Annotated in this window: 14 protein-coding genes; 10 read left to right on the top strand and 4 right to left on the bottom strand. The window is 37.9% G+C overall.

Annotated features, from left to right (window positions below; genetic code table 11):
* Positions 1-10: 10 nt before the first annotated feature.
* From flhB to flgA, 4 genes are all read right to left on the bottom strand, one after another.
* A complete protein-coding gene (gene flhB / locus GQ598_RS02120; protein ID WP_160402150.1) occupies positions 11-1,141 on the bottom strand; it encodes a flagellar biosynthesis protein FlhB in 1,131 nt (376 codons plus the stop codon).
* A 142-nt stretch (positions 1,142-1,283) separates the two neighbouring features.
* Complete coding sequence (locus tag GQ598_RS02115; protein ID WP_160402149.1) at positions 1,284-1,718, bottom strand: flagella synthesis protein FlgN; 435 nt, start codon at positions 1,716-1,718, stop codon at positions 1,284-1,286.
* 29 nt (positions 1,719-1,747) lie between these two features.
* A complete protein-coding gene (gene flgM / locus GQ598_RS02110; protein WP_160402148.1) occupies positions 1,748-2,041 on the bottom strand; it encodes a flagellar biosynthesis anti-sigma factor FlgM in 294 nt (97 codons plus the stop codon).
* A gap of 78 nt (positions 2,042-2,119) precedes the next feature.
* Positions 2,120-2,779: a flagellar basal body P-ring formation chaperone FlgA gene (gene flgA, locus GQ598_RS02105; RefSeq protein ID WP_160402147.1), complete on the bottom strand. Its 660-nt coding sequence runs from the start codon at positions 2,777-2,779 to the stop codon at positions 2,120-2,122.
* Positions 2,780-2,932: 153 nt separating this feature from the next.
* Between flgA and flgB the strand changes: the two genes are divergently transcribed.
* The 10 genes from flgB to GQ598_RS02055 all read left to right on the top strand — a co-directional run bounded on the left by flgB (position 2,933) and on the right by GQ598_RS02055 (position 12,070).
* Complete coding sequence (gene flgB / locus GQ598_RS02100) at positions 2,933-3,343, top strand: flagellar basal body rod protein FlgB (RefSeq protein ID WP_160402146.1); 411 nt, start codon at positions 2,933-2,935, stop codon at positions 3,341-3,343.
* Between the two features lie 2 nt (positions 3,344-3,345).
* On the top strand, positions 3,346-3,753 hold the full coding sequence (gene flgC / locus GQ598_RS02095; RefSeq protein ID WP_160402207.1) for a flagellar basal body rod protein FlgC: 408 nt from the start codon (positions 3,346-3,348) through the stop codon (positions 3,751-3,753).
* 13 nt (positions 3,754-3,766) lie between these two features.
* Entirely contained in the window at positions 3,767-4,486 is a 720-nt protein-coding gene (flgD, locus tag GQ598_RS02090) for a flagellar hook assembly protein FlgD (RefSeq protein WP_160402145.1), read from the top strand.
* A 16-nt stretch (positions 4,487-4,502) separates the two neighbouring features.
* A complete protein-coding gene (gene flgE, locus GQ598_RS02085) occupies positions 4,503-5,714 on the top strand; it encodes a flagellar hook protein FlgE (protein WP_160402144.1) in 1,212 nt (403 codons plus the stop codon).
* 14 nt (positions 5,715-5,728) lie between these two features.
* Positions 5,729-6,484: a flagellar basal body rod protein FlgF gene (locus GQ598_RS02080; RefSeq protein WP_160402143.1), complete on the top strand. Its 756-nt coding sequence runs from the start codon at positions 5,729-5,731 to the stop codon at positions 6,482-6,484.
* A 12-nt stretch (positions 6,485-6,496) separates the two neighbouring features.
* Positions 6,497-7,279, top strand: a complete 783-nt coding sequence (gene flgG / locus GQ598_RS02075; RefSeq protein ID WP_091347929.1) for a flagellar basal-body rod protein FlgG — start codon at positions 6,497-6,499, stop codon at positions 7,277-7,279.
* Between the two features lie 10 nt (positions 7,280-7,289).
* Positions 7,290-7,979 carry a flagellar basal body L-ring protein FlgH gene (locus GQ598_RS02070; protein ID WP_160402142.1) on the top strand — a complete coding sequence of 230 codons (690 nt, stop codon included), beginning with the start codon at positions 7,290-7,292 and terminating at the stop codon, positions 7,977-7,979.
* A 50-nt stretch (positions 7,980-8,029) separates the two neighbouring features.
* Positions 8,030-9,100, top strand: a complete 1,071-nt coding sequence (locus GQ598_RS02065; RefSeq protein ID WP_370516518.1) for a flagellar basal body P-ring protein FlgI — start codon at positions 8,030-8,032, stop codon at positions 9,098-9,100.
* A 12-nt stretch (positions 9,101-9,112) separates the two neighbouring features.
* Positions 9,113-10,144 (top strand): flagellar assembly peptidoglycan hydrolase FlgJ, encoded by a 1,032-nt coding sequence (flgJ, locus tag GQ598_RS02060; RefSeq protein WP_160402140.1) that lies wholly within the window; start codon positions 9,113-9,115, stop codon positions 10,142-10,144.
* 558 nt (positions 10,145-10,702) lie between these two features.
* Positions 10,703-12,070: a hypothetical protein gene (locus tag GQ598_RS02055; protein WP_160402139.1), complete on the top strand. Its 1,368-nt coding sequence runs from the start codon at positions 10,703-10,705 to the stop codon at positions 12,068-12,070.
* The last annotated feature ends 667 nt before the right edge of the window (positions 12,071-12,737 follow it).

Genomic DNA, 12,737 nt, shown 5'->3' with positions numbered 1-12,737 from the left:
GTTATTGCCTTTATTTATTTACGGATAGTGACTCTGGTACGGGTAAATTATTAGGTTTTACTGGTTTATTTCCACCATATTTATGCCAATGTTTTAATTGATATACCCAAGCTAAGATTTGAGCAACAGCGGCATATAGTTCGGTTGGAATTGTTTCGCCTATTTCGCCGTGGCGATATAAAGCTCGTGCAAGAGGAGGTGCTTCTAATTGGGGAATGTTATGTTCACTAGCAATTTCTTTAATGCGCAGTGCAAGTTTGTCAGTACCTTTTGCCAATAACTTTGGTGCCATCATTGTTTTTTCATCATATTGCAATGCAACGGCATAATGAGTTGGATTAGTAACAATAACATTGGCTTTAGTAACATCTTTCATCATTCTTCGTCTAGCGATCGCTTGTTGCATTTGGCGAATTCGCCCTTTAATTTGCGGGTTTCCCTCTTGCTCTTTAAATTCATCTTTGATCTCTTGTTTTGACATTTTTAATTTTTTTAAATTACTCCAAATTTGATAAAAAATATCAAATCCCACCATAGGTATTAACGATATAACGCTTAGCATTCCACAAAGAATGACTAACTGTATTGCTTTAGCTAAAGCATTATTAAAATACATATGTGGTAACGAAAGCATATTAGGGAAATGGTGCATTAAAAACCATGTTGAAGTCATAGCAATCAACATCACTTTAAGTATACTTTTTAACAATTCAGAAAAAACTTTAGTACTAAATATTCTGCCAAATCCAGATACAGGATTTAGTTTTTTAAAATTTGGCTTAATTGATTGAAAGCTAAATAGTAAACCACCTACACAAAGTGGCGCGAATATAGCAACAATAACCAAACCCAAAAAAATTGGGACTATTGACCAAAAACCCTTGGTTAACAAGTCAACTAAATTAAAAACGAGTAATTTATCGTCACTTGTTTTATGCGAAACTGTTATTGCTGTTCTTATGACTGCGATTAACTGGTTAACTAAGTGTGAACCCAAAAACTCAAATAAAGTTATACCTATTAACAAGATTAACAACGAAGTTAATTCTCGAGATCGAGGGATCTGCCCCTTTTCTTTAGCCTTTTTTATTTTGCTATCGGTGGGATGTTCGCTTTTATCTAGATCATTATCGTCAGCCATGATGAAATTAAATAAAACTGCATAGTTTGATTAATATTTACAATGCTAACAGTATGAACTAATTACTAACGAGTTATTGGCTTAATAAGAGGGCATTTTTGGGGTATTTATCAGCTTTACAGTCAACAAATATCAATTCTCTTTAAACTTTAGCTCGTTTTGACGAGATAACATCGGTTTGTTGATAGCCATTATTGGTATAAACAGTAGGGTTATTTATACCTTTAAGGTAATTGATCGATTGCTGGGTTATATTCATACGATTTTGAATAATTAATCCGTTATCACGATTTATTTTTGATAATAGTTTTGTTGTATCAGTGATTGATAGCCAATGTGCCGCAATTGTTGGATTCTCTTTATAAGGTGGTTGAACATTAAATTTTTTACTTAACTTTATGCGGTTGTCATCCAGTAACTTTAATTGAATTAATAACTGACTTTTTTTATTAATAATTTCACTTAACTGACTTGTTAGACTATTTTCAACTAATATCTTTTGCTCTGTTTGCAGAATTTCTGACAGTGTTTGTAACATTTCTGTTATTTTGTTTAGGATGTTATTGAGTTCTAACATTTTTGTATTCCTGTAATTCTGACTTATCTTCAAATATGTTGTAGCAATTGCTTAATTAATTTATCTGCAATTTTATTGGTATCAATAGCCAATGTACCATTGGTAATGGCTTGTTTTATTTTTTCAATTTTTTCCACATCAATATCTTTATCAGTTGAATGTAAAAGATCCATTGAATTTTGGGTTATACTCACGTTAGCACTCACATTGGCACTGTTTTTGGTGTGTACAGATGCAGTCGGATTTTTTTGTTGTTCATTGACTACATCACAGTTAAGTAGTCTTGATATGGTTCTAACGGATTTTGTTGCATCTATACTCATAAAATACCTTTAATCAAATTTAAGATTTAAGTGTTTTGCTTAGTCTTATTATCGGCAATAATAAAAAAATCATTAATATTATTTATTGAAAATTATGACTCCTTGGTGAGTCAACGTACCTTCAACAATTTTGTTAGAATTTAGTTTGACTCTAATCTTCTCGTTTAATGCGGCATTGCCAAGTGTTTTTCCACTAGTCGCTACCTCATAACCCCCACCACGAATTATTACTTTAATTATTTGTCCTGCTTTTACCAGCCAATTGTTTTGAAGCATTGTTGTTCTTATTGGCTCATCCTGATTGATATTTCGTAAAGCAATATGATTAAGAGCATCAACTTCATTGACAACAACTGCAGAAGATATTTTATCTAGCCGACCAGATTGAATGCGTATGTCATCTTTATTGATTACCGTTCCAGCATGTATTGTTTGCTTGGCCACAATATAGTTACCTATAACAGCAACATGAATTTGGATAAATTTTTTCTTATTATCACATTGCGCACTAATCGTCATGTTGCCCCATTGCTTTTTTTTATTCAATAACGAAAGCACTGGTGTATTGCAATCTAATTTAGGTTTAGCGGTAGGATAAGTAATTACAACATCATCGACTTTATAGTTAAATTTTTGAGATATTAAATTATTTATCTGCTTATCAAGTGGATTAGCTAAACCTATATTCCAGCTAAAAAGCATAAAAATGGCCAGTATTAATTTTGCAATTTTAATCATGTCTACTTATTTGGAATTATTCATAAACTGATTTTACTTTATGATTACATGAAATGAATCTTGAAATAAGGGCAATTTTTATCGTTATTTTCTCAATGACTTTTTTTTGATTCGCTTAAAATCCTAATTATCAAAAAAAAGTGAGACGATTTTATGTTTGATAAATTGGATACATGGGTTAATTTTCACCAGCAAGCATTAAATATACGTGAAATGCGACAAAATATATTAGCGGCAAATATTGCAAACAGCGATACGCCTAATTATCAGGCTCGAGATATTGATTTTAATGCTGAGTTAAGCAAAGCGCTTAATAATCAGGCTACCATCAATCATGTTAGATTGAATACTACCTCAAATAACCATATCCAGATAAAAGCTCCAATCGCACCTAATCAAAATATACTTTATCGTATTCCTTATCAAGCGTCGGCTGATGGTAATACAGTCGAAATGGATCAAGAGCGTACCTCATTTATTGATAATAGCATTCATTACCAAAGCAATTTAACCTTTTTAGGTGAGCAATTTAAAAATGTAATGTCGGTATTACAGCAAGGATAATAATAATGAGTTTTTCTATTTTAGCCATTTCGGGGTCAGCGTTAATGGCGCAAACCCAACGTATGAATGTCAGTGCCAGTAATTTAGCCAATGCGGATAGTATTACAAGCACTTCAGGTGAGGCTTATCGTGCTAAGCAAGTGGTTTTTCAGGTTGATGATAATGGGTATTCAAATCAAGTGGTTGGCGTTAAAGTTTCGCAAGTGATTGAAGATCCTGCACCAATGAATTTAGTTTATGAACCTAATCATCCTTTGGCCGATGCAAAAGGCTATATTCAAAAGCCTAATGTCGATGTAGTTGCTGAAATGGTGAACACCATTTCAGCATCACGTAGTTATCAAGCAAATGTCGAAGTGATTAATACGGCAAAAAATTTAATGTTAAAAACTCTCACATTAGGGCAATAAAAAGGGATAACTTATGGGTATAGCTAATGTTGCTGTTTCACAATCATCTGGAGTAAAAAGTGCGCAAGCAATTCAAAAAAGCTCATCGGATGGCAATTCGAGCAAAGAGTTACAAGATAACTTCTTAACACTACTTATCGCCCAGATGAAAAATCAAGATCCGACTAACCCAATGGATAATAGCCAGTTAACATCACAACTAGCACAAATTAATACTTTAGCTGGTATAGAGCGACTTAATACCACCTTAGGAATGGTTTCAGGACAGATCGATGACAGCTTATCAGTTAATGCCAGCAACATGATTGGTAAAGGGGTCATGGTACCGGGTAACAAAATTTTAGTAGCAACTACGGAGCATGATGGGGCAGATACTGAAAAAGAAACCGTCACAACCCCATTTGGATTTGAATTAGTTCGTGATGCTGATTCAGTGGTTATCACTATCCAAGACAAAAGTGGCAATGTGGTCCGCGAAGTTGATTTAGGCGCGATCCCAGCAGGGGTAAGCTCTTTCACATGGGACGGCATGCTCACCGATGGCACACTCGCACCAGATGGCAGCTATACTTTTTCAGTTAATGCCAGTTACGACGGGCAAAAAGTATCATCAACATCATTATCTTATTCAGTGGTATATGGTGTTATCAATAGCAAAGTTAATAATAAAGTATTACTAGATTTAGGAATACTCGGTTCAATTAGTATTGACGAAGTGCGTCAAATTCTTTAGAGGAGATAAAGTTCACATGGGATTTTCTCAAGCAGTAAGTGGCATGAATGCGGCATCAAAACAATTAGATGTCATTGGTAATAATATCGCTAATTCCGCAACCGTAGGGTTTAAAAGCGCAAGTATCTCATTTGCCGATATGTATGCCGGTTCAAAAGTAGGAATGGGCGTAAAAGTCGCTAGCGTGATGCAAAATTTCAATGATGGCATAACCACAACAACTAACAACAGTTTAGATGTCGCAATTTCTGGTAATGGTTTTTTCCGTTTAGTAGATAGTAGTGGACAAATTTACTATACCCGTAATGGACAATTTCAATTAGATGCTGAACGAAATATTATTTCGGCAGATGGACTACAACTGACAGGATACCTTGCAACTGGAACACCGCCCCAAGTACAACAAGGTGCAGCGCCGGGGCCACTAAAAATTTCACAAGAAATGTTGAATGCTTCAGCAACGACAAAAGCCACTTTGCAAACCAATTTAAATTCAAATAGCAAAGTACCAACAAAACAACCCGTCAATGCTCTTGATGCTGACACATTTAATTATTCTACAACGATTACAACTTATGACTCCTTAGGTAATCAACGTAATGTTCAGCTTTTTTATGTAAAAACGGCTGATAACCAATGGGATGTCCATTGTCTTGATAGTAGTGACCCTAATGGCAGTTTACAAACAATTGGCCAAATGGAGTTCGACTCATCAGGAAAATTAATTAGTGATCCTGAAATGACTATTAACATTAACGGGTTAAATGGATCTGCAGATAACACCTTCACTTTATCCTTGGCGAACAGCTCACAACAAAATATGGGTAAAGAAATGGGCAGCATTAAAACACCAATAGTTGATGGCTATGCACCGGGTGATTTAATTGGTTACAGCATTAATGACGACGGCTCAATTTATGGTGTTTATTCAAATCAACAAACCATGTTATTAGGTCAAATTGCTATGGCAGATTTTGCCAATGTTAACGGATTAGAATCAGCAGGTAACAACAATTGGCGATCAACCATCAAATCGGGCGGTGAAGTCTTGGGGGTTGCGAATTCAGGTACATTTGGTTCATTAGCCAGTGGTGCGCTTGAATCGTCAAATGTTGATATGAGTCAAGAATTAGTAAATATGATTGTTGCTCAGCGTAATTACCAATCTAATTCACAAACAATCAAAACACAGGATCAGATCCTAAATACGTTAGTTAATTTGCGTTAATTTAAGGGTTATTTATGGATAGGGTTATTTATACGGCTATGTCGGCTGCGAGGCAAACGCTCAATCAGCAATCGATAACAACACATAATTTAGCTAATGTATCGACTTCGGGATTTCGAGCACAGTTAACTGCAATGAAAGCGGTACCGATTGTTGGCAATGGTATGGCGACACGAACGATGGTTGCTGCAACAACCCCAACTTTTGATTCGACTATGGGGGCATTTAATTATACTGGACGGAATATGGATGTCGCTTTAGAAGAAGATCATTGGCTAGCGGTACAATTAGCCGACGGCAGTGAAGCTTATACTCGCAATGGTGCAATCCAGATTGATGCAAACGGTGGACTCAATGTGCAAGGTTATCCATTAATTGGTGACAATGGTATTTTAACGGTTCCTCAACAATCTAAAGTGAGTGTAAGTAGTGATGGTACTCTCTCAGCGTTGGGAGCAGGTGATAAACCAACCACTATTGCTCAAGTGGGAAAAATCAAAAAAGTACATCTTGAGCGTCATGAAGTAATACGTGGAGATAACGGTTTTTTTCAATTAACTGAAGAAGCTCGTAATGCACGAGGTGCAACATTAGAAGATAACCCAAAAGCAAAACTCATGTCGGGTGTATTAGAGGGCAGTAATGTTAACCCCGTTACAGCGATGGTGGATTTAATTAGCCATTCTCGTCAATTTGAAATGCAGATGAAACAAATTATCACTGCTGACGAAAATGCACAAAAAGCGAATCAAATTTTATCACTTTCATAAAAAGGAATAACAATGATTAAATCATTATGGATTGCCAAAACGGGATTAACGGCACAACAAATGAATATGGATATCATCTCTAATAATTTAGCTAATGTCAGCACCAGCGGTTTTAAACGACAACGAGCAGTATTTGAAGACTTATTATATCAAACCATTCGCCAACCCGGCGCTCAGTCTTCAGAACAAACAACATTACCGTCTGGATTACAAATTGGTACTGGCGTGCGTCCTGTTGCAACAGAGCGGGTTCACAGCCAAGGGAATTTAGAATTAACCGATAACAGCAGTGATATAGCTATTAATGGACAAGGTTTTTTCCAAGTGCTACTACCCGATGGCACGCAAGCTTATACTCGTAGTGGTGCATTTCAGGTTAACCAAAATGGTCAACTTGTTACCGCATCTGGATATGAAATACAGCCAACAATCAATATTCCAGCCAATGCTATCAAAATGACGGTTGCGCGTGATGGTATCGTTAATGTAACCCTAGCCAACCAATCAGCTCAAGTACAAGTTGGTCAATTAACATTACATACTTTCATTAATGAAACAGGTCTTGAAAGCATGGGCGAAAATCTTTATTTAGAAACTGAAAGCTCAGGCTCACCAACCGAAAACACTCCGGGGTTAAATGGAGCAGGTTTGTTATATCAAGGCTATACCGAAACCTCTAATGTTAATGTTGCTGAAGAGTTGGTAAATATGATTCAAGTACAACGTGCTTACGAAATTAACAGCAAAGCGATCTCAGCATCCGATCAAATGCTACAACGCTTAAATCAACTCTAAAGTTAACAACATGATAAGCATATTGAAATATTTTTATATTCTCATTGCATTGTGCCTAATTGGTTGTGCTCAATTACCCAAAAAAGCATTGGTTGATGGGCAAACGAGTATTGTTCCGCAAATGCCTGAAATTGTGAACACTAGCGGATCAATTTATCAGGCTGCTCGGCCCACGAGTTTTGGCTATCAGCCAATGTTTGAAGATCGTCGCCCGCGTAATATTGGTGATGTATTAACTATCGTTTTACAAGAAAACGTCAGCGCAAGTAAAAGCTCATCAGTTAATGCAGGACGAAATGGTTCGGTCAATTTAGGTGTAAAAACAGTGCCTAAATTTTTAGATGGCTTAGTCGGAAGGGGCAAAGCTAATACCGAAATGTCTGGCGGCAATGACTTTAAAGGGTCTGGAGGTGCTAATGCAAAAAACACCTTTAATGGCACCATCACCGTCACCGTTCAAGATGTCATGATCAACGGCAATTTAAAGGTTATTGGTGAAAAGCAGATAGCCATTAATCAAGGCACCGAATTTATTCGCTTTTCTGGTATTGTTAATCCAAGAACCATTAACGGCAATAATACTGTTATCTCGACTCAAGTTGCTGATGCACGTATTGAATATGTTGGTAATGGGTATATCGATGAAGCACAAACGATGGGCTGGCTACAACGACTATTTTTAAATCTGTCCCCTTTTTAATGAGTATCATTATGCTAAAAAAGTTGCGTATTTTTGTTTGTTTTATCTTTATGATGATATTAATCGTCCCAGCAAGCTATGCTGAACGCATTCGTGATTTAGTTACCATTCAAGGCGTAAGGGAAAACGCGCTAGTCGGTTACGGTATTGTTGTCGGACTAGATGGTACTGGTGATCAAACATCACAGACCCCTTTTACTATTCAAAGTATCACTAACATGCTATCTCAATTAGGTATTACCGTACCATCGGGCAGCAACATGCAATTAAAAAATGTTGCAGCGGTCATGGTCACGGCAAAATTGCCGTCTTATTCACGAGTTGGACAACAAATTGATGTTGTAGTGTCTTCGCTCGGTAATGCTAAAAGTCTGCGTGGTGGCACATTAATCATGACACCACTAAAAGGCGCCGACAATCAAGTATATGCCATTGCCCAAGGCAACCTTTTTGTAGGGGGAATGGGGGCAAGTAGCAAAGGAAGCAGTGTCAGTGTTAACCAAACAGCAGGCGCAACTATACCTAATGGTGCAACGATTGAACGTGAATTAGCCACTCGTTTAGATGAGCAAGATACTATTCACCTACATCTTAACCAATTTGACTTTACCCGAGCTCTAAAAATAACAGATGCAATTAACCGATTACAAAAAAATAGCGCAGTCGCCCTAGATGGCACAACAGTGTCTATAAAAATGCCCAAAGAAAGCCAAGCACGTGTACAGTTTTTGTCTAAAATACAAAATTTAGAAATAGGCAGCACGCCAATTTCTGCCAAAGTAGTCATCAATACGCGAACAGGCGTTGTTGTCATGAATCAAAAAGTACAGCTTGATAACTGTTCGGTAGCCCATGGCAATTTATCTGTTGTAGTGAACAACAAACTCAACGTAAGCCAACCCAACACTCCACTTGCGGGTGGTGCAACTGTGGTAACACCTGAAACAGAAATCGGCATTGAGCAAAGTGGTGGTGCATTACACAATTTGGCGGCAGGAACAGACTTAAATCATGTCATTAATTCACTCAACTTATTAGGTGCAAACCCGACCGAATTAATGTCGATTCTTGAAGCACTAAAATCGGCAGGTTGTTTACACGCAACGCTTGAAACAATTTAAAGAATATGGCTTATGAATAATACAATTGGTCAATCAATTAACCGTTTTGCTTATGATTTATCTGGGCTAAACCAACTAAAACGCAGTGTAATAAATGGCTCATCAGAAAGTGTTAAACAAGTGGCTAAGCAATTTGAATCACTGTTTATCAACATGATGATGCAATCCATGCGTAAAGCAGTGCCTGAAAGCGGCTTATTTAGCCAATCTGCCACACAGCTGTTTACTTCAATGTTTGATCAACAAATTGCCCAACAAGCTGCGGGAAAAGGATTTGGATTAGCCGACATCATTACCAAACAATTAACTCATAATGAATCGCCATCGACAAAGGTGAATTTACAATCGAATGCAAGTAACACCCAGCAACATCTTCGTTTAGCGCAATCTTTATTTAGTGATAACTCATCGAACATCACCCCCCAAGCGTTGGGGCAAATGCTTTATCGTAGTCATAAAGAAACTCAAACTACCAAGCAAACTAGCCCTACGCATGAATTATCACTAAAAACACCAACAAAAGCCGATAAAGACGAACACATTATTAAATTTGTAAAAGACTGGCTAGAGCCCGCCAAACAGGCGGCAAAAAATTCTGGCATTCCTTATGAAGTTATTATTGCACAAGCCGCATTAGAAACAGGCTGGGGGCAAAAACAGATCAAAACCGCAAATAACCAATCAAGCCATAACTATTTTGGTATCAAAGCAACCGCATCGTGGAGTGGGGATTCTACACGGTTAATCACGCAAGAATTTTTGAATAATAAAATGATTAAAATCGAAGATGATTTTAGAGTCTATAATAGCAAACAACATGCACTGACTGACTATATCCATTTATTAACCCAAAGCCCTCGTTATCGTGCTGTCGTCAATGCACCAGATGCCAGAACGGCAGCTAAAGCTCTACAAGCGGCACATTATGCCACTGATCCAAATTATGGCGACAAACTAATTCAAATCATCAGCCGCATTGAACAAATCGCCGAAACTAATCCGCCAACAAAGGTGACGGGCTTTAAGCAAATTGCGTTTAATTAACAGTGGGTTGCTAGGTTTAAAAATAACCAAATAAAAACTTGAATAAAATAAATAGTTTTTATGACATTTTTTATTGAGGATTGAGTTTGGGGATACTGGCTTTGGACATTTGTGATTTAGATATTCAAAATAGCTACAGCCAACCTATTCCATCCGCCAAAACAAAAAGGCATTATTTTTCATCAAAAATTGGTTAGAAAAGGTATTGATTTTATTTAATTTTTTATTTGGTTGTTTTTAAACAAAATCTCTGCCCAAAACGTTTCCAAGACACCACCTCATTAATAAAACTTTACAAAAATCAACAAAAAAAGCTAGTCCTTTATTTTTGGGAAGAATATAATTTTTCAAACTGGGACAAAAGTCCTGGTTGTTGAGCGGACAAACAATCCTAAAATTTCTATAAAAAATTCACTTAACAGGTCGGTTGGTATGTATTGCAATTCCTCAGTGTATCTTTTGGGTTATCAAAGTTGTAGTTATCAAGATTCCTCACGAGTTTTATTTTTACCGCTGAATTTAGCGAAATTATTAGTATTTTCTCTGAGGTTGACACCTTTGTTATTACTTTCTTCGTTTAGTGTACAGGCATTATCGGTTTATACATCACAAACTATTGAAGGTACTGCGCCGTATTTAACGTTTGACGGTGGTCGAACAAGGACCACATCAACGGATAGTTTGTTGTCTATAAGGTTGCAGGATGGCCAAGTCATCACGCCGTCTACTAATACATCAAGTGTATCAAATCCAATAAGATTGCCTTATGCAGGGAATACTCTGGATGATATAGATATGATAGTCCCGTCATCGGCTAGTTCAGTTGATTTAAGTGATTTAATCACTCGATATAATTATTGGGGGGATGATGATGGGGATGGACAGGGTACAAGTGGTATTACTGCTACAGGGAGTATATCGGTATGGATTAGGAATAAGAATGGTCGAACAGTAAGTCGTAGTGATGCATTAAGTATTTGTGATGCTCCTTATCGGGTAAATTTAATGAGTACAGGGGGAAGTTTAACTACCCAGTATGGGGTGCCAAGGAGTAGTAGTTTTAGTGGATCTGAGGTGGATTATTATATCAATCCGTATGACAATGTTCCTCGTATTTGTTACGCAAGGCCAAATCTTGATGGTTATGTCATAGGCAATCACGCAGGCCCAGCTAACATATGGAACCCTTATAAGGGTTTTTTAGTTCAGTCAACAAGTCCATCATCTTATAACCGAAACTTTCCGACAACAGGTGCTGATGGATTATATTTTGATTTGGACATAGGTGGAATCGATGCAAGTCAGTTGACGTGGTCTGTTGTCACGAATGGTAGTAGTATAACCGCTACCGTGACAAACGTTAGACCTAGTGATATATGGATTCCTAGTATTGAGAGAAGAAATGTTGTCGCACGAGTTAAGTTAAGCGGTCCTAGCGCTGATAGTACTCAGATAATTTCAAGTAATCCTAGTCTTCTAGATGTACCATCTTTGCCACAGACATTTGAGTTGGTCGGTAGGGATAGTCAAGGTGATGAGTTGAGGTATGGATTTGTGTTACAGCAGTGGTTCGTCCATCGGGATAATGTAAGCGATAGTCAGTCTAACCAATCCTTTTGGTGTAGAAGTTTGGGTTATCGTTTGCCAAAAGTAAAGGATTTAACCAATGCAGTCAAAACAGATAGTCCTTCTATTTCTGGTGCCTTACCATCTTCATCTAATAATTATTTCCAGCGTCACATAGGTGCTGGGTTTTTCACGGAGTGGGGCCTCATGGACGAGTATGATGTGGGCTTCTCCTTCTACGACTACTGGACGAGCGACGCATCAGGTAGCGATGGCTTCTTCATTGTCGACGCGGCGAACGGCGCCGTTAACAGCAACAGTGCCAGGTACTACCATTATGGCCTTTGTTCTGCACCTTAGCTTTTATTTCTTAGTCCTTAATCCTTGGGCTGCGGGGGCGGTTATGGTGCAGATAGAGGATAATCTAACAAAGAATAAAGCCCCCGCGTAAGTTGGGGCATTTTTCCTTAGGGTTGCGCTGTTGCGGCGAAGCCACAATCGCGCCTCCCTCCGCCGTCGACGCTAAAAGCGCGGCTGGCAATTCTAGTGATTACGCTGTGGCGGTTTAAATTTGTGATCTATTTATAGTACGGCAAGGTTTCGGACGTTTTGGTCTTGGGTGAATAAAATATCTATAGTGACCACGTCCGAGCTAAGGGAATTAGAGCGAATTCCCTTAGCAATCCCGCGCTTTGGCTGCAGAATGTGGCCTTCGGTTACGCTACTCGTATCATCCTGATACTCGCCTCTTCGAGGCCACCTTCGATATGCTCAGGTGTTCAAATTTGTTCCAGACAAATTTGTCCGCCGGTGCGTCAAGACCGAGCGAAGGCGGAGGGCAGCCGTAGGCCACATTCTGTAGCCAAAGCGTCGGATTGCAAAGGGAATTCGCTTTTGAACTGCCCCCCAAAAGTTGGATTGTTTAAATCTACTTTTGGGAATAAAATTATGGCAAAAAAATATACATTCGATTTTAAAAAACAAGTTATTGAACATTATTTCAATAGTAATGATGGTTATGGTTTAA

The sequence above is a fragment of the Gilliamella sp. Pas-s95 genome (assembly GCF_009795795.1).
In the GTDB taxonomy this organism is placed as follows: Bacteria; Pseudomonadota; Gammaproteobacteria; order Enterobacterales; family Orbaceae; genus Gilliamella; species Gilliamella bombicola.
Note: the sequence above shows the minus strand (reverse complement) of the source record. Positions and strands in the feature narration are given on the sequence as shown.

Coding starts and splice junctions, on each gene's coding strand:
- flhB (WP_160402150.1), bottom strand. CDS start 1,141: ATGGCTGACGATAATGATCTAGATAAAAGCGAACATCCCACCGATAGC.
- GQ598_RS02115 (WP_160402149.1), bottom strand. CDS start 1,718: ATGTTAGAACTCAATAACATCCTAAACAAAATAACAGAAATGTTACAA.
- flgM (WP_160402148.1), bottom strand. CDS start 2,041: ATGAGTATAGATGCAACAAAATCCGTTAGAACCATATCAAGACTACTT.
- flgA (WP_160402147.1), bottom strand. CDS start 2,779: ATGATTAAAATTGCAAAATTAATACTGGCCATTTTTATGCTTTTTAGC.
- flgB (WP_160402146.1), top strand. CDS start 2,933: ATGTTTGATAAATTGGATACATGGGTTAATTTTCACCAGCAAGCATTA.
- flgD (WP_160402145.1), top strand. CDS start 3,767: ATGGGTATAGCTAATGTTGCTGTTTCACAATCATCTGGAGTAAAAAGT.
- flgE (WP_160402144.1), top strand. CDS start 4,503: ATGGGATTTTCTCAAGCAGTAAGTGGCATGAATGCGGCATCAAAACAA.
- GQ598_RS02080 (WP_160402143.1), top strand. CDS start 5,729: ATGGATAGGGTTATTTATACGGCTATGTCGGCTGCGAGGCAAACGCTC.
- flgG (WP_091347929.1), top strand. CDS start 6,497: ATGATTAAATCATTATGGATTGCCAAAACGGGATTAACGGCACAACAA.
- GQ598_RS02070 (WP_160402142.1), top strand. CDS start 7,290: ATGATAAGCATATTGAAATATTTTTATATTCTCATTGCATTGTGCCTA.
- GQ598_RS02065 (WP_370516518.1), top strand. CDS start 8,030: ATGATGATATTAATCGTCCCAGCAAGCTATGCTGAACGCATTCGTGAT.
- flgJ (WP_160402140.1), top strand. CDS start 9,113: ATGAATAATACAATTGGTCAATCAATTAACCGTTTTGCTTATGATTTA.